Origin of the sequence: Bacillus sp. PPSBB_2, assembly GCF_045291115.1 — a bacterium.
GTDB classification, from domain to species: domain Bacteria; phylum Bacillota; class Bacilli; order Bacillales; family Bacillaceae_G; genus Bacillus_A; species Bacillus_A cereus.
Map to the genome: position 1 here is coordinate 5145281 of NZ_CP147983.1, position 21272 is coordinate 5166552.

The following is a 21272-nucleotide window of genomic DNA, read 5'->3' on the forward strand; positions in this document are numbered from 1 at the left end:
AAAATTAAAAAATATGAGCTACACTGTTATCTAGTTTTCAAAGAACATACATTTATATATGAGAGATAGTTCTCTCAAAACTGAACAAAACGAAACACGGAAACTTATATTGATGAACAGCGTTCATCAATTCTCCATAGAAAGGAGGTGATCCAGCCGCACCTTCCGATACGGCTACCTTGTTACGACTTCACCCCAATCATCTGTCCCACCTTAGGCGGCTGGCTCCAAAAAGGTTACCCCACCGACTTCGGGTGTTACAAACTCTCGTGGTGTGACGGGCGGTGTGTACAAGGCCCGGGAACGTATTCACCGCGGCATGCTGATCCGCGATTACTAGCGATTCCAGCTTCATGTAGGCGAGTTGCAGCCTACAATCCGAACTGAGAACGGTTTTATGAGATTAGCTCCACCTCGCGGTCTTGCAGCTCTTTGTACCGTCCATTGTAGCACGTGTGTAGCCCAGGTCATAAGGGGCATGATGATTTGACGTCATCCCCACCTTCCTCCGGTTTGTCACCGGCAGTCACCTTAGAGTGCCCAACTTAATGATGGCAACTAAGATCAAGGGTTGCGCTCGTTGCGGGACTTAACCCAACATCTCACGACACGAGCTGACGACAACCATGCACCACCTGTCACTCTGCTCCCGAAGGAGAAGCCCTATCTCTAGGGTTTTCAGAGGATGTCAAGACCTGGTAAGGTTCTTCGCGTTGCTTCGAATTAAACCACATGCTCCACCGCTTGTGCGGGCCCCCGTCAATTCCTTTGAGTTTCAGCCTTGCGGCCGTACTCCCCAGGCGGAGTGCTTAATGCGTTAACTTCAGCACTAAAGGGCGGAAACCCTCTAACACTTAGCACTCATCGTTTACGGCGTGGACTACCAGGGTATCTAATCCTGTTTGCTCCCCACGCTTTCGCGCCTCAGTGTCAGTTACAGACCAGAAAGTCGCCTTCGCCACTGGTGTTCCTCCATATCTCTACGCATTTCACCGCTACACATGGAATTCCACTTTCCTCTTCTGCACTCAAGTCTCCCAGTTTCCAATGACCCTCCACGGTTGAGCCGTGGGCTTTCACATCAGACTTAAGAAACCACCTGCGCGCGCTTTACGCCCAATAATTCCGGATAACGCTTGCCACCTACGTATTACCGCGGCTGCTGGCACGTAGTTAGCCGTGGCTTTCTGGTTAGGTACCGTCAAGGTGCCAGCTTATTCAACTAGCACTTGTTCTTCCCTAACAACAGAGTTTTACGACCCGAAAGCCTTCATCACTCACGCGGCGTTGCTCCGTCAGACTTTCGTCCATTGCGGAAGATTCCCTACTGCTGCCTCCCGTAGGAGTCTGGGCCGTGTCTCAGTCCCAGTGTGGCCGATCACCCTCTCAGGTCGGCTACGCATCGTTGCCTTGGTGAGCCGTTACCTCACCAACTAGCTAATGCGACGCGGGTCCATCCATAAGTGACAGCCGAAGCCGCCTTTCAATTTCGAACCATGCGGTTCAAAATGTTATCCGGTATTAGCCCCGGTTTCCCGGAGTTATCCCAGTCTTATGGGCAGGTTACCCACGTGTTACTCACCCGTCCGCCGCTAACTTCATAAGAGCAAGCTCTTAATCCATTCGCTCGACTTGCATGTATTAGGCACGCCGCCAGCGTTCATCCTGAGCCAGGATCAAACTCTCCAATAAAGTTAGTTTTTCTAGCATCTAAAATAAAAATTGACGTTTCACGTTGTTTGTTTCGTTCAGTTTTCAAAGAACTACTTGGTCGCTCATTTGCGACTTCCTTATGTTAACATCTTCGTTTTTCGATGTCAACTAAGTTTTCCAATTTCTTTTTTGTCGTTTTCTGCGTTTCCGCATCAGCGACGGTTATTAATATATCATGGTAAAAAATGAAATGCAACACCTTTTATAAACTTTTTTTAAAACTGCCCACATTTCTTTTTTTATATCATATACTTAAACGAAATATCTCTTTCATGTATGAGCAATTCCTACATATATTTTATATAAAGTTACTCTATCAAAAGACGTTTCTTTCTATAATAAGCGTTTTATTCATATAGCATATCATACAGGGAGGAATATATATGGACTATACCGATTTATTAATCAAACTAGGTCTCTCGGCTATTTTAGGATTTGCCATTGGTTTAGAACGTGAATTAAAACGGAAACCACTTGGTTTAAAAACGTGTTTAGTTATTTCTATTATTAGTTGCCTCCTAACGATTGTTTCTATTAAAGCAGCTTATAACTTACCACATACCGATCATATGAATATGGATCCACTTCGACTTGCCGCTCAAATTGTATCAGGAATTGGTTTTTTAGGTGCTGGCGTAATTTTAAGAAGAGGCAACGATAGCATTGCAGGGCTCACGACTGCCGCTATGATCTGGGGTGCTTCTGGTATTGGTATTGCTGTTGGGGCCGGATTCTATATTGAAGCGATATTCGGAATGTGTTTCCTTATGATTAGTGTCGAACTTATACCACTCGCGATGAAATATGTAGGCCCTAGATCATTTCGTCAACGTGATATCGCTGTGAAACTTGTTGTACGAAATATGGACAATATCCCAATCGTAATTGAAGAAATAAAAGAAATGGATATAAAAGTTAAGAATATGAAGCTTAAAACATTAGAAAACGGTTCTCACTATTTACATCTTAAACTGTCCATTGATCAAAAAAGACATACTGCTGATGTTTACTATGCTCTCCAGCATCTTGAAAGTGTCCAACAAACTGAAGTGGAAAGTATGTAACGTAAAACAAACTCTCTTTAATTAGAGAGTTTTTCTTTTTTCTATAATGGCAACAATGAATGTAGTCCTACAAAGTAAGGAGGAATAGGCAATTGAAATCCCGTCCGAATTTAGTAGATACATTTCGTGATTCCATTATTTTTCGTTTAATTTGTTTTATTATTGTACTGACTGCTTTTTCCGGTTTTCTTATACATAGATTAGAACCTTTTCATTTCACTACATGGTTTGACGGAATTTGGTGGTCAATCGTTACCATTTTTACAGTTGGATATGGCGACTTTGCTCCCCATACAACGATAGGAAAACTAATAGGTATAAGTATTATTTTATTAGGAACTGGCTTTTGTTCTTATTATATGGTGCTGTTTGCTACTGAAATGATTAATAAACAATATATGAAAATTAAAGGTGAAGAAGCCGCTACTTCTAACGGTCATATGATTATCGTTGGCTGGAATGAGCGCGCAAAACATGTTGTAAAGCAAATGCACGTATTACAACCAAACCTTGATATCGTTTTAATTGATGAAACACTTTCTTTACTCCCAAAACCATTTCATCATTTAGAATTTATAAAAGGTTGTCCGCATCACGATCAAACTTTATTAAAGGCCAATATTGCAACGGCACACACCATATTAATAACAGCTGATAAAGAAAAAAACGAAAGCTTAGCGGATACACAGTCCATTTTAAATATTTTAACTGCAAAAGGGCTCAACCCAAACATTCACTGCATCGCTGAACTTCTTACTTCTGAACAAATACAAAATGCAACGAGAGCTGGCGTGTCAGAAATTATAGAAGGAAATAAATTAACGAGCTATGTATTTACCGCTTCTCTTTTATTCCCTTCCATTTCAGGTGTACTATTTTCACTTTACGACGAAATCTCTGATAATAAATTACAACTGATGGAGCTTCCATCGTCCTGCACCGGACAAACTTTTGCCAATTGTAGCTATACTCTTTTAAAGCAAAACATTCTCTTACTAGGTATAAAGCGCGACGAACAATATATGATTAATCCAGTTCATTCCTTTGTTCTCATTGAAAGCGACATACTCATTGTTATTCACCATTAGTAAAATGACGCTCTAATTCTTGCATGAGCACTTTCCCAATATTGATATATTTTCTTTTCACATCTCCATCTGGATCTTTCGGCTCAGCAAATTGATCCATTCCACTTGTTCCAGCTGTTAAAGTATTCACATTATCATCTAGTTCGTCTTGATATACGTGCGAAAGAATATACGGCGTTCCAAGACGAACTATTACGCCTGGTACATCTAGTTCTCCATCAATGGCTGTAAATGGAACTCGTAAAAATTGATACCCATCTTCTTCATCAATTTTGTAATCGAAGCATCCTTTATCATAATCCCAATTACCACCAATGCTATATCCAAGTGGTTTCATAATCTCTTCTAACTTATATAACGCATATGTACGTCCTTCTAAATTTGATTGAATCGGAATCAAGCCCATCCCTCCTAGACTTTTCCTTTAGCATACCCACTTTAGTTTGAATATACTGATGAACTTTTCGATAAAATAATAAAAAGCGACCGGAATCCGGTCGCTTTTTATTATTTTAAACGCTCTTCTAATTCTGCTTTTAATTCTTCAAATCCTGGTTTACCAAGTAAAGCAAACATGTTTTTCTTGTATGCTTCTACTCCAGGTTGGTCAAATGGATTCACGCCTAATAAGTAGCCGCTCATCGCACATGCTTTTTCGAAGAAGTATACAAGGTAACCGAATGTGTACTCATTTAATTCAGGAATATTTACGATTAAGTTTGGTACTCCCCCGTCGCTATGTGCAAGTAATGTACCTTCGTATGCTTTTGTGTTTACGAAGTCTACAGTTTCACCAGCAAGGTAGTTTAATCCGTCTAAATCGTTTTCTTCTGATTCGATTGTTAGTTCATGTGTAGATTTACCTACTTTAAGAACTGTTTCAAATAAGTCACGACGCCCTTCTTGAACGTATTGACCTAATGAGTGTAAATCAGTTGAGAAGTTTGCTGAAGATGGGAAAATACCTTTTTGATCTTTTCCTTCACTTTCACCAAATAACTGTTTCCACCACTCAGCGAAGTATTGAAGTGCTGGCTCATAGTTAACAAGCATTTCAATTGTTTTTCCTTTATTGTATAAAGCGTTACGAACTACTGCGTATTGGTAAGCTGGATTTTCTTCTAGTTCTGATGTTCCGAAGTCATCATGACCAGCAGCTGCACCTTTCATCATCTCTTCAATATTTAAGCCACTTACTGCGATTGGTAATAAACCAACTGGCGTTAATACAGAGAAACGACCTCCAACATCATCTGGAATAACAAATGTTTCGTAACCTTCGTTATCAGCTAATGTTTTTAATGCACCACGCGCTTTATCTGTAGTTGCATAAATACGTTTGCGAGCTTCTTCTTTTCCATACTTTTCTTCTAATAACTTACGGAAGATACGGAATGCTAGTGCTGGTTCTGTTGTTGTACCTGATTTGGAAATAACGTTAATAGAGAAGTCTTTACCTTCTAATACGTCCATTAAATCTTTCATGTAAGTGGAGCTAATGTTTTGTCCAACAAATAGCACTTGTGGAGTTTTACGTTGTTCTTTAGAAAGCGTATTGTAGAAAGAATGGTTTAACATTTCGATTGCTGCGCGTGCTCCTAGGTAAGAACCACCAATACCTACAACAAGTAAAATGTCAGAGTCATTTTTAATTTTTTCTGCGCATTTTTGAATGCGAGCGAATTCTTCTTTGTCATATTGAAGCGGAAGGTCTACCCACCCAAGGAAATCGTTCCCAGCTCCAGTTTTTTCGTGGATTGCGTGATGTGTTACTTTCACTGCATCACGTAAATAAGTGATTTCATGTTCACCGATGAAGGATAACGCTTTAGAATAGTCGAACGTTACATGTGTACTCATCTTTTTCCCTCCAATTATGGATATGTATTTCTGTATTCACTTTAGCGAAACTGAAGTTGTAAATCAAGCGATTCAAACATTGTAAACGTAACCAATATATATTTTTTAGAAAAAGTTCATTTTTTGCATAAAAATTCGCATTTTTCGGTATAGATGTATATACATCTTCTTTCAAACATTTTTTATGTATAAAAACAACATAACTACCCCATTCTATAAAAGAGTTAATTAACTCATCGCTTGCTCATGCTTCACAATTAAGGGGGGCTTTTTCATGAGTACTTTACAACGTATCGCATTAGTCTTTACTGTAATTGGCGCTGTGAACTGGGGACTAATCGGGTTTTTCCAGTTTGACTTAGTAGCAGCCATTTTCGGTGGACAAAATTCAGCTCTTGCACGTATTATTTACGGCATCGTTGGTATATCTGGGCTTATCAACCTTGGTTTACTGTTTAAACCATCTGAAAATCTTGGTACGCACCCAGAAACAAACGAAATTCGATAATCAGTATGTCCTTTCACCTCCGACATACGAATATGATTGCATGCAATCATATTTGCAAATATATATCATAAGATAAAGTAAAAGAGGAACGCTCATATGCGTTCCTCTTTTACTTTGTTAACTCGGACTCTTCAATCCATTCTGCCAACTTTTCTCGCAGCGTATTAAATCCGTTTTCAGATGGGTTCGGTATAAGAATCCTTCCTTGTTTTCTTTTCGCCGCTTTTAACGATAAACTCATTTTTCTGTGCTCTTCATCAATTGAAAGTACCTTTACTTCTACTGTATCGCCGACCTTTAAAAAGTCATGAATATCCTTTACATATCCATTTGTAATTTCAGATATATGCACAAGTCCTTGTGTTTCTGCATCTAACGCTACAAACGCACCGTAATCTTGAATTCCAGTCACTTTCCCTGTTACAACCACTCCTGTTGTATATTGTTCTGACATATGAAACACTCCCATACGTTTACCATTCTCTCTACAATTATAGAGAGCAAAGCAGATATATTTATTTTAAATATCCGATTGGTTAGTACACATTCTAGATAACAATATCTAGAATGCGCATACCTTATATTAGTAAATTATACCACTATGACAGAACTCATTCAAAATTCATGAAAAATTTCCCTTAAAGAAGTATAATTCTCCAATATTGGGATAGACTACTAACACATGGCTTTCTAGTATTCCCCCCTTTTATGGACAAAACGTATTACGTTTTGTCCTTTTTTTATTTTCAACAAACCGTTCCATTCTCTTCATTGCTTCCATAAGTTGTTCAAGCGACGTCGCATAAGAACAACGAATAAACCCTTCACCACTTTCGCCAAATACGCTACCAGGGACAACAGCTACTTTTTCTTCCAGCAATAACTGTTCTGCAAATTCCGCTGAAGATAATCCTGTTGAAGATATAGAAGGGAAAACATAAAATGCTCCGCCCGGCACATGACACGTTAAGCCCATTTCATTGAAAGATGTCGTCATAAAATTACGACGCTTCTTATAACTATCTCTCATCCGAATTACTTCATCATTCCCCGCACGTAACGCTTCAAGTGCTGCGAACTGAGACATCGTCGGTGCACACATCATGGAATATTGGTGAATTTTGAGCATCAATTCTGAAAACTGAACAGGAGCTGCAATCATACCGAGACGCCATCCTGTCATCGCAAATCCTTTTGAAAATCCTGAAATTAAAATCGTATGCTCGCGCATATTTTTAATACTCGCGAAACTTGTATATGCTTCGTCGTATACAAGCTCTGCATAAATTTCATCAGATAATACAATTAGATTGTACTTCTCAACAATCACTGCTATTTCTTCAAGCTCGAATTTATTTAGCATTGCACCTGTCGGGTTATTTGGTGAACAAAGTAAAATCGCCTTTGTTTTCGCTGTAATAGCTGCTTCAATTTGTTCTGGTTGTACTTTAAACTCGTTTTCTAGCTTAGTCGCCACAGGAACCGGAACTCCTCCAGCTAATGTCACAAGTGGTGCATAAGAAACGAAGCTTGGTTCAACAATGAGCACTTCATCATCAGGATTTATAATGGCACGCATCGCTACATCTAACGCCTGGCTCGCTCCAACTGTAACAATGATTTCATCACTTGGATCATAAGATACTGCAAATTGTTTTTTTAGATACTTTGCTATTTCTTGACGGAGCTCCAATAATCCTGCATTTGCTGTATATGACGTATACCCTTGTTCCAAAGAACGAATACATGCTTGCCTTACATTCCAAGGGGTAACAAAATCCGGCTCTCCTACCCCGAGGGAAATAACACCTTTCATATTTGCTGCTAAATCAAAAAATTTTCGAATACCAGATGGTTTTAAAGATTCTGCTGATCTAGATAGTTCAAATTGCTTCATGGTGTCACCACAATTCGCTTATCATCATCGTCTTTTTCATAAATAACGCCCTCATGTTTATACTTCTTCAAAATGAAATGAGTAGTTGTAGAAACGACAGATTCAATTGTTGCTAATTTCTCAGAAACAAACATCGCTACTTCCCCCATCGTTTTCCCTTCTAATGTAATAGAAAGATCATATGTCCCTGACATTAAATAAACGGATTTCACTTCTGAATAACGATAAATTTGCTCAGCAACCGCATCAAACCCAACGCCGTGCTTTGGCGTAACTTTCACATCGATCATTGCCGTTAAACCTGTATGTTCTTTCACTTTCGTCCAATCGATATGTGTTACATAATCCACAATAATCTTTTCATTTTCTAATCTCGCAACCATCTTCTTTACTTCTTCTACTTCTATATTTAACAGCTTCGCTAATGTATCTACAGATAATCGACTACTCTTTTCAAGACAAGCTAATAATTCTAATTCTTTTTCTGTCACCATATAAATCATCCTTCCTTTTCGTTTGTTTCTAAATTATACAAATACCCTTTCCAGTTTGAAAAGAAGATTTTTCTATTGAATTATGTCAAAATAAGGTGAAACTTTAATCAGCAGAATGCTTCACCCCGCTGATTATCAGCCCACACCAATCGGGCTTTTACGAGCAGTTGATCTCCCACCTCACTTCTTTGTCTCAACCGTCTTTTTAGGTTGGAGTCTTACTGCTCGTTAAAGCGGGGTAAAGTGAAACTTTAATCAGCGGAAAAATGCGTGATAAAGCGAAAGGGGATGGAACCGTGAAACCAAAAATTTATATTGCTGAACCAGTTCCGACATTTGTAGAAAACTATTTATCAGAACACTGTGATTATGAAAAATGGGATCAAAATGAGAAAGTACCTCGTGATGTTCTATTAGAGAAAATACAAGATAAAGATGGGTTATTAAATTTCGGATCTGCTATTAATGAAGAATTACTGACAGTGGCTCCTAACTTAAAAGTAGTGAGCAACATTTCTGTTGGTTACGATAATTTTGATTTACAAGCGATGAAAAATCGAAAGGTTATCGGAACGAATACACCATACGTATTAGATGATACAGTAGCTGATCTCGTTTTCGCCCTTATGCTATCAGCTGGGCGCCGCGTTTGCGAACTCGATTCTTACGTAAAAAATGGTGAATGGAACGCTGAAATCGGAAAAGAACACTTCGGACTAGATGTACACCATAGCACAATTGGTATTATCGGTATGGGCCGAATTGGAGAAGCCGTTGCAAAACGAGCAAAATTCGGATTTGATATGAATGTTCTTTACTATAACCGCCGTCGTAAAGAAGAAGCTGAACAAAAATTCGATGCTACATATTGTGATTTACAGACGCTACTGAAGCAGTCTGACTTTATTGTTCTTCTTACTCCATTAACAGATGAAACATATCACCTTATCGGAGAAAAGGAATTTTCATTAATGAAAGAAACAGCAATCTTCATTAATGCTTCTCGGGGGAAAACAGTAGATGAAGAAGCGTTAATCCATGCTTTAACAGAAAAGAAAATCTTTGCAGCAGGCATCGATACTTTTACACAAGAGCCAATCCAAAAAGATAATCCACTCTTATCATTACAAAATGTTGTGACTTTACCGCACATCGGATCTGCAACATTAAAAACTCGTCAGCAAATGGCCATGACCGCCGCTGAAAATTTAGTTGCAGGATTACAAGGAAAAACACCACCTAATATTGTGCGCGGGTAATACTGAATAAACGAAAGGCAAGATGACATCGTCATCTTGCCTTTTTTTGTTAACATATTTTCTTCTTCCTTGGAGATGATATGAACAAAAATCAATGGAGTGACAAAAAATGAATCATAAATATACTTGTCCTTATTTCACTTTTTCCACTCGCGGCACTACTGTTCATTACGAATTGTATGAACATGATAATAAAACAGAACGCCCTACTTTCGTACTCGTTCACGGCTTTTTATCTTCCTCATTCAGTTACCGCCGTCTCATTCCTTTACTAGCGAAGGAAGGAACAGTCATTGCTCTTGATTTACCACCGTTCGGAAAAAGTGATAAGTCTCATCTGTTTAAGTATTCTTATCACAATTTAGCAACGATTATTATTGATTTAATTGAACATTTATCTCTCTCAAACATTGTATTAGTTGGGCATTCTATGGGTGGGCAAATTTCTCTCTATGTAAACCGTATACGTCCTGAACTCATTTCAAAGACGATTTTACTATGTAGCTCGAGCTATTTAGCGCGCGCAACCTTACCTTTACTATACTCTTCTTATTTACCGTTCTTTCATTTATACGTAAAGAACTGGATTATACGGCGCGGCATTGTTCATAACTTAATGAATGTCGTTCATGATCACTCATTAATTGACGATGAAATGAAAAAAGGTTACTCCGCTCCTTTTTATGACAACCGTATATTTCCCGCTTTAACTCGCATGATACGAGACCGTGAAGGTGACTTATCTTCAACTGAATTACAAAAAATCGAAACACCTATCCTACTCATTTGGGGTGAAAAAGACCGCGTCGTCCCTGTACATGTAGGTCATCGTCTACACAAAGATTTACCGAATTCAAAATTTATTTCTTATGAAAATACAGGACATTTACTACCTGAAGAAAAGCCTGAACATGTTTATGAAGAAATTATCGCTTTTTCCGCGCAATAAAATGAAACTTTAATCAGCCCCCACCTAACTTCTTTGCTTCCGCTGAATTTTGAGGTCGGGGTCTTACTGCCCGGAAAATAGCGGGATAATATAAAAAAGGCTGTCGGAAATTCCGACAGCCTATAATGAACAGCTTCCACCTTCTTTTATTACAAGTAATTCCATAGCTAATTTCTCACATTTTTCAAGCGCAGGTACTTCCTCAAAAGACATAAAGTATATATGTTGAATCTTCTTTGCGATGTATTTTGGATCGTCAAACACACTTATGACGTTCACAACATCGCTCGCTTCTGTTTCATAAAACTCCGGTCCCATTTGAAACGGATCCCAATTCTTCACAACCTCTATCATCTTTTCATATGTACCCATTCGCTTCCCGCCTTTTCACTTTTTAATACTTTTCTTTATCCTATCACATCAGCTATTCTATAAGAAGAGAGAGAACTTTCATAACTTATTGGTTTTACAGAAGAAGGGAGCAAACTTATGCAACTATTTCATAAAGCAATCAATCGACGTGGAACGCATAGTATAAAATGGGATACATATAAAAACGAAGAACTTATCCATGCTTGGATTGCTGATATGGATTTTGAAGTACCAAAACCAATTCAAACTGCCTTAAAACAACGAATCGAACATCCGATTTTTGGCTATACACTTCCTCCCGAAAATATTGGGAATATTATTTGTAACTGGACAAAACAACAATACGACTGGGATATTCAAAAAGAATGGATTGTCTTTAGCGCCGGAATCGTTCCAGCTCTTAGTACGAGCATACAGGCTTTCACAAAAGAAAACGAATCCGTTCTCGTACAACCACCTATTTATCCTCCATTTTTCGAAATGGTTACAACAAACAACAGACAGTTATACGTGAGTCCATTACAGAAACAAAATGATACATATGTGATAGACTTCAAGCATTTAGAAAAGCAGTTTCAGCAAGGCATCAAACTCATGCTTCTTTGTAGCCCTCATAACCCAATCGGGCGCGTTTGGACGAAAGAGGAACTTTTGCAGCTCGGATCGTTATGTACTAAATATAACGTAATCGTTGTGGCGGATGAAATTCATTCCGATATTATTTACGCAGATCATACACATACACCGTTCGCTTCTTTATCTGAAGAATTAGCAGCTCGCACGATTACTTGTATGGCTCCAAGTAAAACATTTAATATCGCTGGATTACAAGCATCGATTATTATCATTCCAAATGAAAAACTCCGTCAAGCCTTTACATCTATCCAATATAGACAAGGCTTCCACGGATTAAATATCTTCGCTTATACAGCGATGCAAAGTGCCTATACAGAATGTAATGATTGGCTAAACGAAATTCGATTATATATAGAAGATAATGCTCAATTTGCTTGTGAATATATTAAAACTCACATACCTGCTCTTTCCGTAACGAAGCCAGAAGGTAGCTTTTTATTATGGATTGATTGTTCTCGTCTAAAGCTTTCTCAAAACGAGCGTACTGCATTACTTGAGGAAAAAGGAAAAATCATTGTTGAACCTGGTGAGAAATACGGGTTAGGTGGCGAAGAACATATTCGAATTAATATCGGCTGTCCACGATCTGTTTTAGAAGAAATTTTAAACAGACTGCGTCATACGGTTTCATAATAAGAAAGGAGTCTGTCCCCCTAATCATTCTTGGACAGACTCCTTTGTCATATTTTGTCAGCAAGTCGATATATTCCAATAATCGCCGATATAATTTGAGTTACAGTCGATATATTCCAATAATCGCTAATATATTTTCAATTACATTTCACAAAGAAAGCTACCATTCACGGTAGCTTTTACTTTTTCTTCATATCCGATGCTTTTTTTACAATTACGCCACAAGCAATTCGATCCCCTGATTTACCTGTCGGTTGAGTCATACCATCATCAGGGTTTTCTGTAATAATAATAGACGCTCCATCTTTTCTATGAATCGTCGTTTTTCCTTCTTCAAGTGTGATGTGTGGGGCATTAATTTCCGCCTTAATCTTTCCAGAACCATCTGCAACTACGTTCGGTAAATCACCGTTTTCTGCACCCTTCGGATTAAGAAGACCATGTTTTTTATCATCTGGATTAAAATGATTTCCAGCTGATTCAAAACGAGGTGCTTTACACTCTCCAATTTCGTGTACATGTAGTCCGTGCGGGCCTGGCGTGAAACCTTCCCCTTTAATCGTAATTTTCACTCCACTTGTTTGCTGAACTACTTTCGCAGTCCCTACTTCATCTCCTGAAGCATTATGTAATTTCACTTCAATTTCTTTCGGCTTTCCTTGGTCACAACCTGCCATCAGAAATAATAAACAACAACTGAAAAAAAGCCGTTTCTTCATTCTATTCCCTCCAAAATATATTCTGCCCTTAGATTGTCCGAGCATAGAGGGAAACATACAAAAATGCATTACTGTTTCTTTTCAGCTAATAGTTTTTCTTCAACTTTCTGCAATCGCTCTGCTTCTCTTTTTGATACACGAATAAACATGCGCCACGTGGCAATAGCACCGATAATAAATAGAACGCAAACAATCCCTGGAATAATATATTCTGTTTTATCTTCCGGAAAATATAAAGGCATCATATAGAACACTCCTTATTATAGGATTTATAAAACATCAGAATTTTCTGTTATATCATTTTAAATTATAGTGGAACCTATCCATATTCTCAAGGGGCGTTCTGAAAGCAAATGATTTCTTTGACTCCTTCTCCTACTTTCCTTACTATAAACTTGAGGTGAAAAATATGAGAGAAACATTTGAAATTGGCGAAATCGTTACTGGTATTTATAAAACAGGAAAATACATTGGCGAAGTTACAAATAGCCGCCCTGGCAGTTACGTCGTAAAAGTATTAGCTGTTTTAAAACATCCGGTGCAAGGTGACTTACATAACGTAAAACAGGCTGACGTACCATTTTTCCATGAAAGACGCGCTTTAGCTTTCCGTGAACAGACGAACATTCCAGAGCAAATGGTGAAAAAATATGAAGGAGAAATTCCGGATTATACCGAGTCACTAAAATTAGCATTAGAAACTCAAATGAATTCATTTTTTGAAGATGATTCACCTTTTGCAGAGCGTAGTCTAGAAACATTACAACAGTTAAAGAAAGACTACAAACTCTAAAAAACAAAACGACCAAATTACATAATGTGCAATTTGGTCGTTACTGTGTGCTCACTTTCTTTAACACTTTTGAAAAATCAACGAGTTCTCCTAATGTTGGAGGTGCTGGCTTTACTAAATACTCTTTATCTTTTTCTACTAGTTTAAAAATATTGTACGTCGTCATCGCATCATCAAGCGCACAATGATGCTTCCCTGTCCCTACTTTTCCATACGCCTCAATTGCTTTCCATAATCCTGTTTGATTTCTTTCTCCAAAAAACTTCTTATACTCAAGCGATAAATCACGACACTGTCCGAAGAATGGAAAAGCTATCCCTGCTATCTCACAATTATGCTTCAGCACTTTCATATCCATATTTCCCCACGTTACAATTGTCGGTTTACATTTCGTTTCGTATTCTGCAAGCTTCTTAACGAGTTCAGGAAATGAAATCCCTTTATCTACGACTTCTTGTTTTATTCCCAAAAACTTCTTACATCGATCCGTTAAAGAGGGAAATGTTTTCGGCCTGACATGTGATGAATACGTATCTTCTACCTTACAGCCAGCAACTGAAACGAGCCCTACCTCAATAATCTCTGGAAAAAATCCTTTCGGTTTCTTTCTATGCTGGGGCATCGTAAACTCAAAGTCTAAAAATAAAAATCGTTGTTCATCCATACGATCCCTTCCTTATCATTTTTGTCATTCCTTTCTATTTGACACTCCTACACGAACAAGCTCGAATGCTAATTCCATTTTAAATATTCAGATTGGATGTATCTTATATATATGTCAAATGCCCACAAATATTTTAAAAAATAAGAAAAAATGACCTATGCAGAAAATATGACAAAATCTCTCCTTTCATTTACATCCGCAGTTTTTCTACTTTATAATGACGTTATGTGTGTTTCATCTAGTTAATATTTGACACACTAAGAAAAATGAATGAAAGGAGATGAGATTTTTGCACGAAACAACGCAAGAACTCGCTAACTGGCAGTATTATTTTGCTATCGCAGTCTTTTTAATTACATATGCCATTATTATTTCTGAAAAAATTAATCGCGCTGTCATCGCACTTCTCGGTGCAGCATTCATGGTAATTGTGGGGGTCGTCGATTTACATAACGCCTTTACGAAACATATTGAATGGGGAACGATTACGCTACTCATCGGTATGATGATTTTGGTGAACATTACGAGTAAATCAGGTGTTTTCCAATACGTTGCTATTAAAGCAGCAAAAGGGGCACAAGGAAATCCAATTAAAATTTTAATTTCCCTTTCCCTACTTACCGCGCTTGGCTCCGCATTTTTAGATAACGTTACAACTGTACTTCTTGTTGTTCCAGTTACTTTATCTATTACGCGCATACTGCAAGTAAATCCTGTTCCTTATTTACTTTCTGAAATTATTTTTTCAAATATTGGAGGAACAGCAACATTAATTGGTGATCCACCTAACATTATGATTGGTTCTGCAAATAAGCATTTAGACTTCAATGCTTTCCTATTGAATCTAGCACCAATCGTAATTATTATTATTGCAGTTACAGCAACAATACTTTACTTTATGTACCGTAAACAATTAATTGCCGATCCTGTACAAGTTAAAAAATTAATGAGCTTAGATGAAAAACAATACATTAAAGATCCAGTATTAATGAAAAAATCTTTAACGGTACTTGGACTTACAATTGTAGGTTTCATGACTCATTCTATTTTCCATATTGATGCCGCTATTATCGCCTTAACTGGTGCTACTGTACTTATGTTAATTGGTGTGAAAGAACATGAAATTGAAGAGGTATTCGCAAGTGTAGAATGGGTAACAATCTTCTTCTTCGCAGGGCTATTCGTACTTGTTGGAGGACTTATCGATATCGGTCTTATCAAAATGTTAGCTCAAAAAGTAATTGGTATAACAGGCGGAGATATTTCTTACGCATCCATCCTTATTTTATGGGTATCTGGTATCGCCTCTGCAACAATTGATAACATCCCATTCGTTGCAACAATGATTCCACTTATTAACGATATGGCAGTTGGGCTAGGCTTATCACCATCTGACGCACAAATCGATGTATTATGGTGGGCATTAGCACTAGGTGCTTGTCTGGGCGGAAACGGAACATTAATCGGAGCTTCTGCTAACGTAATCGTTGCAGGTATCGCGAGCCGCGAAGGACATAAATTTAGTTACATGGACTTCCTAAAAGTCGGTTTCCCAATTATGATCGTTTCATTAATCATTTCTCACATTTATATTTATTTACGCTACCTTATGTAGTAAAAAAAGCGCTCTGATAATCAGGGCGCTTTTTTACTTATATCTAAAATATATCGACTTATCAACAAAAAAGAAAAATCTACTCTTTATATCTCACCGGTTCATTTCGAATGATAAATAAATGAATCGGTAAGAACACTGAAAATGTGATTACATGAATAATCGTAAATAATATAGAGTTCGTTCCGTATCTGTCTAAAATAGCGTAGATAAGATAAATGGACAATACAATCGATACAGCTGTTGCTAGTAAACTTATAATTGGTACGAAATTAAAAATAAAACATGCAACGTATATACCGAATACTTTCCACCCTGCTTCTTCTTTCAAAAAATCTGGTAATTTATCTTTCGCTAAGTCACCCCATGTCTTACTATTCAAAAACGGAATAAACGCAAGCACCCCGTCCGTTGCACCATCATTTTTCGCCATCGAATAAAGTGCAAAAGCCGTTAACAAATATGAAATAATTGCCCAAATCAATATAACAAGAATAAACGCAAAACTAAGAGCAAAGAAACCTGCTAATACGCCTTGATCCTCCATCTTATCCTCTCCTCTCTACTTTCAACATATTTCATTACATTGCAAGTTATGTTTTAAAATTTATCCAAACTCTTTGTATAATAAGAGAAGAAAGAGAATAAGAGAGGAGCAACACTTATGCATCCATTTGTAAAAGCATTACAAGAGCATTTCACAGCTCATCAAAATCCTGAAAAAGCAGAACCTATGGCTCGTTATATGAAAAATCACTTCCCATTTCTAGGTATTCAAACACCGGAAAGACGCCAATTATTAAAAGACATCATTCAAATACATACTCTCCCAGATCAAAAAGACTTCCAAATTATCATACGTGAGCTTTGGAACTTACCAGAACGTGAATTCCAAGCGGCCGCACTTGATATTATGCAAAAATATAAAAAGCATATAAACGAAACTCATATCCCCTTCTTAGAAGAACTGATTGTCACAAAATCTTGGTGGGACTCTGTCGATAGCATCGTCCCTACATTTTTAGGCGATATCTTTTTAAAACATCCAGAATTAATTTCTGCCTATATTCCAAAATGGATTGCATCAGATAACATATGGTTACAACGTGCCGCTATTTTATTCCAACTAAAATATAAACAAAAGATGGATGAAGAACTTCTTTTCTGGATTATTGGACAACTACATTCTTCAAAAGAATTTTTCATTCAAAAAGCGATTGGCTGGGTCCTTCGTGAATATGCAAAAACAAATCCGGATGTAGTTTGGGAATACGTTCAAAACAATGAGCTCGCTCCATTAAGTAAGCGTGAAGCAATTAAGCATATTAAAGAAAATTACGGAATAAATAATGAAAAAATAGGCGAGACTCTATCATAGATAGACGCGTTCCTCTATTGAGATTTAAAAAAGAACGTGTTAGAATATGTTCATTATTATTAATATAAGTAGCGATGACGGACTTATAAGTACTTGCATAAAAAGCGATTCAGGGATAGTGAAAGCCTGAAGCCGCAAGGAAACGGCAGTCCCGAGCAATACATGATAAAGTGGATGCACCTTTTGTGTATCAACTAGGGTGGAACCGCGGGCAAACGCTCGTCCCTAGGCAAATAAGCCTTGGGATGAGCGTTTTTTTATGTTCTTTTTAGCATATACTGCTCATTTCCAAAGTATCAGAGTATGTCATCGCCAATACGTTAACTTTCAAAAGGAGGATTTTCTTATGTATTCAATGGAACAAGTTGTAAACTTAGCGAAACATCGCGGTTTTGTTTTCCCTGGTTCTGAAATTTACGGTGGTCTTGCAAACACTTGGGATTACGGTCCACTTGGAATCGAATTAAAAAATAACGTTAAAAAAGCTTGGTGGAAAAAATTCATTCAAGAATCTCCACACAACGTTGGTTTAGACGCAGCTATTTTAATGAACCCTAAAACTTGGATCGCTTCTGGTCACGTTGGTAACTTCAACGATCCAATGATTGACTGTAAAAAATGTAAAGCTCGTCACCGTGCTGACAAATTAATTGAGGATGCTTTAGATGCAAAAGGCATCGAAATGGTTGTTGACGGTCTTACTTTCGACCAAATGGCTGACTTAATGAAAGAACATGAAGTAAAATGTCCTGATTGCGGTAGTGAAGAATTCACTGAAATCCGTCAGTTCAACTTAATGTTCAAAACATTCCAAGGTGTTACAGAGTCTAGCACAAACGAAATCTTCCTTCGTCCTGAAACAGCACAAGGTATTTTCGTAAACTTCAAAAACGTTCAACGCTCTATGCGTAAAAAGCTTCCATTTGGTATCGGCCAAATCGGTAAGAGTTTCCGTAACGAAATCACGCCTGGTAACTTCACATTCCGTACACGTGAATTCGAACAAATGGAACTTGAATTCTTCTGTAAGCCTGGTGAAGATTTAGAGTGGTTTGCATTCTGGCGTGAAACTTGTAAAAACTGGTTACTTTCACTTGGTATGTCTGAAGAGAGCATGCGTCTTCGTGACCACGGTGAAGAAGAGTTATCTCACTACAGTAATGCAACAACTGACATTGAATTCAAATTCCCATTCGGTTGGGGCGAACTTTGGGGCGTTGCATCTCGTACAGACTTCGACTTAAAACGTCACATGGAACATTCAAACGAAGACTTTAACTATATTGATCCACAAACGAATGAGCGTTACGTGCCATACTGCATCGAGCCATCTTTAGGCGCAGACCGCGTAACATTAGCATTCTTATGTGATGCATATGAAGAAGAGCAATTAGAAAACGATTCTCGTACAGTTCTTCGTTTCCACCCTGCTTTAGCACCATACAAAGCAGCTATCTTACCATTATCTAAGAAGCTATCTGAAGGTGCTACTGAAGTATTCGCAGAATTAGCTAAAGACTTCATGGTAGACTTTGATGAAACTGGTTCTATCGGTAAACGTTACCGTCGTCAAGACGAAATCGGTACACCATTCTGTATCACATACGACTTCGACTCAGTTGAAGACAAAGCTGTTACAGTACGTGACCGTGACACAATGGAACAAGTTCGTATGCCAATTAGCGAACTAAAAGGTTTCTTAGAGAAGAAAATCCAGTTCTAATTATAAGAAAAAGAGGCTGCTCATAAGAGCGCCTCTTTTTTACTTTTCACGTTTTTCTTTAATTGCTACTGTACATCTTGATATACATAGTAAATCATCATTTTCATCAATAATACGAACATCCCAAACCATTGTCGATTGTCCTCTATGTATCGGTGTTCCGATCGCTGTTACAATTCCATCTTTCTTTGAGCGAATGTGGTTTGCATTAATTTCTAATCCGAAACAAATACATTTTTCTTGATCAATTAAATTATATGAACCAACACTTGCCACTGTTTCCGCTAATGCAACCGATGCACCTCCATGTAAAAATCCAAACGGTTGATGCGTACGCTCATCAACAGGCATCGTAGCAACTACCTTATCTTCTGTCATCTCTAACAACTCAATTCCAAGTGAATCCATTAAAGTTTTTGCCATATCGCTTCCCCCTTCTCTTACTTTAATTAAATGTATAATTTTACCTATTTATTTTCAAACTACTTATAACACTTATATAAGGAGGCTTCACCTAAATGAAACAGAAATTTTGTATATTACTGCTTATGTTCTCCTTGCTGACTATTGTACCAAATTGTGCAATAACAGCCAAAGCATCTAACCTGACAATCGATGTTAAGACTGTAACGCAAAAAGGTAAGAAACCTTATATAGAATATCAAATAAATAGGCCTTCTTTTCACAACTTTTCTGATTCTAAATTTCAAAATAAACTCAATTTATACTACAAAAAATCCACTGACAAATTTAAAAACAAATTAGAAAAAGAAGCAAAAAAATATTATAAAGAGACCGAAGGATCTAGTATACCCTTTCATCCGTACGTAGCAAATGTTGATTATAAAGTCTCTTTAAACAAACCACCTTTTCTTAGCCTATATGTGAATTACTATCAATATACTGGCGGAGCACACGGTCTTTATACGTGGAAGGCAAATACATTCGATTTAAACGAAAAAAAGGTACTGCACTTAGACGATTTATTTCAACAAAAGGATAAATATAAAGATGTAATCCGTGCGGAGATTGTACGACAAATTAAACAAAATGAAAGCATTTATTTTCCTGATGCAACTGAAAAAGTAATGAGTATGAAAAAATTCCACTTCTTTTTAGAGCCAGACAATCTCGTCATTTATTTCCCTTTATATGAGATTGCTCCCTATTCAAGTGGAATTCCGCAATTTCGTATTCCATATACGTTGCTAAGAGACTATTTAAAGCCTTCTTATCAAAATATTTTGATTGACAACAAGTAAATATTTTCGCTACGATAATGTTAACCTAAAAACAACAGGAGGTTAACATTATGAGAAGATTTCATGTTTTAGATTTAGCATTAGCTGCCATGTTCGTTGCTCTTATGGCCATCGGTGCAAATATTGTATCTTGGGCACCTTTCTTACAAGTAGCAGGCATCCCATTATCTATGCAACCATTTTTCGCAATTTTAGCAGGTCTTCTTCTTGGAAGTAGACTTGGTGCCTTATCCATGACTGTATATATGCTCGTTGGCTTAGCCGGCGCACCAATCTTCGCTAACTTCGAAGCTGGATTTGGAGCACTTTTAGATCCTACTGGTGGTTTTATTATCGCCTTTATTATCGTTGCTTACGTATCAGGAAAACTAGTAGAACAAAAAGAAAGACCAACTTTCATTACATTTGCAATTGCCTCTTTCACTGGAATTATTTTAACTTATATAATCGGTACTACTTACATGTACGGAGCAGTCAATCTCTTTATGGGCGGTAATATGAGCTATAAAGCTGCTTGGATGATTATGATGTGGTTTGCAGTAAAAGATATTGCATTTACAATTATCGGTGCTATTATCGCACCTCGCATATACTATGCTGTGCGTCGTTCTGCTTATCAGCATTCTCATTCGACGATTTCATAAT

The 21272-nt window shown here is 37.6% G+C and carries 23 protein-coding genes and 1 rRNA gene; 12 read left to right on the top strand and 12 right to left on the bottom strand.

The genetic code is table 11. The features are described from left to right. Positions 1-140 precede the first annotated feature (140 nt). Positions 141-1692: ribosomal RNA gene (locus V6946_RS26155) — 16S ribosomal RNA — on the bottom strand. A gap of 404 nt (positions 1693-2096) precedes the next feature. Between V6946_RS26155 and V6946_RS26160 the strand changes: the two genes are divergently transcribed. After that, a complete protein-coding gene (locus V6946_RS26160) occupies positions 2097-2777 on the top strand; it encodes an MgtC/SapB family protein (protein ID WP_000386676.1) in 681 nt (226 codons plus the stop codon). A 92-nt stretch (positions 2778-2869) separates the two neighbouring features. Continuing rightward, a complete protein-coding gene (locus V6946_RS26165; RefSeq protein WP_000842320.1) occupies positions 2870-3865 on the top strand; it encodes a TrkA family potassium uptake protein in 996 nt (331 codons plus the stop codon). Here the strand turns inward: V6946_RS26165 and V6946_RS26170 are convergent. Next, positions 3852-4265, bottom strand: coding sequence for a YugN-like family protein (locus V6946_RS26170; RefSeq protein WP_000612334.1), 414 nt, complete (start codon positions 4263-4265; stop codon positions 3852-3854). The two genes, V6946_RS26165 and V6946_RS26170, sit on opposite strands and share 14 nt — an antisense overlap. A gap of 107 nt (positions 4266-4372) precedes the next feature. Beyond that, positions 4373-5725, bottom strand: a complete 1353-nt coding sequence (locus tag V6946_RS26175) for a glucose-6-phosphate isomerase (RefSeq protein ID WP_000103654.1) — start codon at positions 5723-5725, stop codon at positions 4373-4375. A gap of 274 nt (positions 5726-5999) precedes the next feature. Here V6946_RS26175 and V6946_RS26180 point away from each other — a divergent pair, with 274 nt between their 5' ends. After that, a complete protein-coding gene (locus V6946_RS26180; protein ID WP_000105788.1) occupies positions 6000-6233 on the top strand; it encodes a DUF378 domain-containing protein in 234 nt (77 codons plus the stop codon). 109 nt (positions 6234-6342) lie between these two features. Here V6946_RS26180 and yugI read toward each other — a convergent pair whose 3' ends face one another. The 3 genes from yugI to V6946_RS26195 form a co-directional block, all read right to left on the bottom strand. Beyond that, positions 6343-6687 (bottom strand): S1 domain-containing post-transcriptional regulator GSP13, encoded by a 345-nt coding sequence (gene yugI, locus V6946_RS26185; RefSeq protein WP_000003764.1) that lies wholly within the window; start codon positions 6685-6687, stop codon positions 6343-6345. Positions 6688-6939: 252 nt separating this feature from the next. Continuing rightward, a complete protein-coding gene (locus V6946_RS26190) occupies positions 6940-8130 on the bottom strand; it encodes an aminotransferase (protein ID WP_000808534.1) in 1191 nt (396 codons plus the stop codon). After that, a complete protein-coding gene (locus V6946_RS26195) occupies positions 8127-8624 on the bottom strand; it encodes an Lrp/AsnC family transcriptional regulator (protein WP_000255696.1) in 498 nt (165 codons plus the stop codon). The genes V6946_RS26190 and V6946_RS26195 overlap by 4 nt, the downstream gene beginning before the upstream one ends. A gap of 266 nt (positions 8625-8890) precedes the next feature. Between V6946_RS26195 and V6946_RS26200 the strand changes: the two genes are divergently transcribed. Both V6946_RS26200 and V6946_RS26205 read left to right on the top strand, forming a co-directional pair. Continuing rightward, complete coding sequence (locus V6946_RS26200; RefSeq protein WP_002041993.1) at positions 8891-9883, top strand: D-glycerate dehydrogenase; 993 nt, start codon at positions 8891-8893, stop codon at positions 9881-9883. Positions 9884-9992: 109 nt separating this feature from the next. After that, on the top strand, positions 9993-10832 hold the full coding sequence (locus V6946_RS26205; protein ID WP_001015860.1) for an alpha/beta fold hydrolase: 840 nt from the start codon (positions 9993-9995) through the stop codon (positions 10830-10832). Positions 10833-10952: 120 nt separating this feature from the next. Here V6946_RS26205 and V6946_RS26210 read toward each other — a convergent pair whose 3' ends face one another. Further along, positions 10953-11204: a YugE family protein gene (locus V6946_RS26210; protein WP_000537638.1), complete on the bottom strand. Its 252-nt coding sequence runs from the start codon at positions 11202-11204 to the stop codon at positions 10953-10955. Positions 11205-11321: 117 nt separating this feature from the next. Here V6946_RS26210 and V6946_RS26215 point away from each other — a divergent pair, with 117 nt between their 5' ends. Next, entirely contained in the window at positions 11322-12473 is a 1152-nt protein-coding gene (locus tag V6946_RS26215; protein WP_006922349.1) for a MalY/PatB family protein, read from the top strand. A 179-nt stretch (positions 12474-12652) separates the two neighbouring features. On the opposite strand, the gene sodC is transcribed toward V6946_RS26215, so the two are convergent. Together sodC and V6946_RS26225 are read right to left on the bottom strand one after the other, a co-directional pair. Continuing rightward, positions 12653-13192: a superoxide dismutase [Cu-Zn] gene (gene sodC / locus V6946_RS26220; protein WP_006922350.1), complete on the bottom strand. Its 540-nt coding sequence runs from the start codon at positions 13190-13192 to the stop codon at positions 12653-12655. Between the two features lie 68 nt (positions 13193-13260). Next, positions 13261-13437, bottom strand: a complete 177-nt coding sequence (locus V6946_RS26225) for a hypothetical protein (RefSeq protein ID WP_000982757.1) — start codon at positions 13435-13437, stop codon at positions 13261-13263. A gap of 164 nt (positions 13438-13601) precedes the next feature. Between V6946_RS26225 and V6946_RS26230 the strand changes: the two genes are divergently transcribed. Then, positions 13602-13985, top strand: a complete 384-nt coding sequence (locus V6946_RS26230; protein ID WP_001209342.1) for a kinase-associated lipoprotein B — start codon at positions 13602-13604, stop codon at positions 13983-13985. A gap of 40 nt (positions 13986-14025) precedes the next feature. On the opposite strand, the gene kapD is transcribed toward V6946_RS26230, so the two are convergent. Further along, entirely contained in the window at positions 14026-14649 is a 624-nt protein-coding gene (kapD, locus tag V6946_RS26235) for a 3'-5' exonuclease KapD (RefSeq protein WP_006922351.1), read from the bottom strand. 289 nt (positions 14650-14938) lie between these two features. Between kapD and V6946_RS26240 the strand changes: the two genes are divergently transcribed. After that, a complete protein-coding gene (locus tag V6946_RS26240; RefSeq protein ID WP_000545209.1) occupies positions 14939-16264 on the top strand; it encodes an ArsB/NhaD family transporter in 1326 nt (441 codons plus the stop codon). 79 nt (positions 16265-16343) lie between these two features. Here the strand turns inward: V6946_RS26240 and V6946_RS26245 are convergent, their stop codons facing one another. After that, positions 16344-16811 carry a hypothetical protein gene (locus V6946_RS26245; protein ID WP_000390061.1) on the bottom strand — a complete coding sequence of 156 codons (468 nt, stop codon included), beginning with the start codon at positions 16809-16811 and terminating at the stop codon, positions 16344-16346. A 117-nt stretch (positions 16812-16928) separates the two neighbouring features. Between V6946_RS26245 and V6946_RS26250 the strand changes: the two genes are divergently transcribed. Next, complete coding sequence (locus V6946_RS26250) at positions 16929-17642, top strand: DNA alkylation repair protein (RefSeq protein WP_006922356.1); 714 nt, start codon at positions 16929-16931, stop codon at positions 17640-17642. 346 nt (positions 17643-17988) lie between these two features. After that, positions 17989-19365, top strand: coding sequence for a glycine--tRNA ligase (locus V6946_RS26255; protein ID WP_000287147.1), 1377 nt, complete (start codon positions 17989-17991; stop codon positions 19363-19365). Positions 19366-19404: 39 nt separating this feature from the next. Here V6946_RS26255 and V6946_RS26260 read toward each other — a convergent pair whose 3' ends face one another. Next, positions 19405-19788 (bottom strand): hotdog fold thioesterase, encoded by a 384-nt coding sequence (locus tag V6946_RS26260; protein ID WP_001140612.1) that lies wholly within the window; start codon positions 19786-19788, stop codon positions 19405-19407. 95 nt (positions 19789-19883) lie between these two features. Here V6946_RS26260 and V6946_RS26265 point away from each other — a divergent pair, with 95 nt between their 5' ends. Further along, a complete protein-coding gene (locus V6946_RS26265; protein ID WP_366981852.1) occupies positions 19884-20627 on the top strand; it encodes a DUF3298 and DUF4163 domain-containing protein in 744 nt (247 codons plus the stop codon). Between the two features lie 50 nt (positions 20628-20677). Further along, positions 20678-21271, top strand: coding sequence for a biotin transporter BioY (locus V6946_RS26270; RefSeq protein WP_406622146.1), 594 nt, complete (start codon positions 20678-20680; stop codon positions 21269-21271). Position 21272 lies beyond the last annotated feature (1 nt).

What these genes read in the sequence shown, in the direction of transcription:
- V6946_RS26180 (WP_000105788.1), top strand. Translation starts at nt 6,000, where the DNA reads ATGAGTACTTTACAACGTATCGCATTAGTCTTTACTGTAATTGGCGCT.
- V6946_RS26200 (WP_002041993.1), top strand. Translation starts at nt 8,891, where the DNA reads ATGCGTGATAAAGCGAAAGGGGATGGAACCGTGAAACCAAAAATTTAT.
- V6946_RS26205 (WP_001015860.1), top strand. Translation starts at nt 9,993, where the DNA reads ATGAATCATAAATATACTTGTCCTTATTTCACTTTTTCCACTCGCGGC.
- V6946_RS26175 (WP_000103654.1), bottom strand. Translation starts at nt 5,725, where the DNA reads ATGAGTACACATGTAACGTTCGACTATTCTAAAGCGTTATCCTTCATC.
- V6946_RS26265 (WP_366981852.1), top strand. Translation starts at nt 19,884, where the DNA reads ATGAAACAGAAATTTTGTATATTACTGCTTATGTTCTCCTTGCTGACT.
- kapD (WP_006922351.1), bottom strand. Translation starts at nt 14,649, where the DNA reads ATGGATGAACAACGATTTTTATTTTTAGACTTTGAGTTTACGATGCCC.
- sodC (WP_006922350.1), bottom strand. Translation starts at nt 13,192, where the DNA reads ATGAAGAAACGGCTTTTTTTCAGTTGTTGTTTATTATTTCTGATGGCA.
- yugI (WP_000003764.1), bottom strand. Translation starts at nt 6,687, where the DNA reads ATGTCAGAACAATATACAACAGGAGTGGTTGTAACAGGGAAAGTGACT.
- V6946_RS26210 (WP_000537638.1), bottom strand. Translation starts at nt 11,204, where the DNA reads ATGGGTACATATGAAAAGATGATAGAGGTTGTGAAGAATTGGGATCCG.
- V6946_RS26250 (WP_006922356.1), top strand. Translation starts at nt 16,929, where the DNA reads ATGCATCCATTTGTAAAAGCATTACAAGAGCATTTCACAGCTCATCAA.
- V6946_RS26270 (WP_406622146.1), top strand. Translation starts at nt 20,678, where the DNA reads ATGAGAAGATTTCATGTTTTAGATTTAGCATTAGCTGCCATGTTCGTT.
- V6946_RS26215 (WP_006922349.1), top strand. Translation starts at nt 11,322, where the DNA reads ATGCAACTATTTCATAAAGCAATCAATCGACGTGGAACGCATAGTATA.
- V6946_RS26260 (WP_001140612.1), bottom strand. Translation starts at nt 19,788, where the DNA reads ATGGCAAAAACTTTAATGGATTCACTTGGAATTGAGTTGTTAGAGATG.
- V6946_RS26195 (WP_000255696.1), bottom strand. Translation starts at nt 8,624, where the DNA reads ATGGTGACAGAAAAAGAATTAGAATTATTAGCTTGTCTTGAAAAGAGT.
- V6946_RS26245 (WP_000390061.1), bottom strand. Translation starts at nt 16,811, where the DNA reads ATGGAGGATCAAGGCGTATTAGCAGGTTTCTTTGCTCTTAGTTTTGCG.
- V6946_RS26255 (WP_000287147.1), top strand. Translation starts at nt 17,989, where the DNA reads ATGTATTCAATGGAACAAGTTGTAAACTTAGCGAAACATCGCGGTTTT.
- V6946_RS26225 (WP_000982757.1), bottom strand. Translation starts at nt 13,437, where the DNA reads ATGATGCCTTTATATTTTCCGGAAGATAAAACAGAATATATTATTCCA.
- V6946_RS26160 (WP_000386676.1), top strand. Translation starts at nt 2,097, where the DNA reads ATGGACTATACCGATTTATTAATCAAACTAGGTCTCTCGGCTATTTTA.
- V6946_RS26230 (WP_001209342.1), top strand. Translation starts at nt 13,602, where the DNA reads ATGAGAGAAACATTTGAAATTGGCGAAATCGTTACTGGTATTTATAAA.
- V6946_RS26190 (WP_000808534.1), bottom strand. Translation starts at nt 8,130, where the DNA reads ATGAAGCAATTTGAACTATCTAGATCAGCAGAATCTTTAAAACCATCT.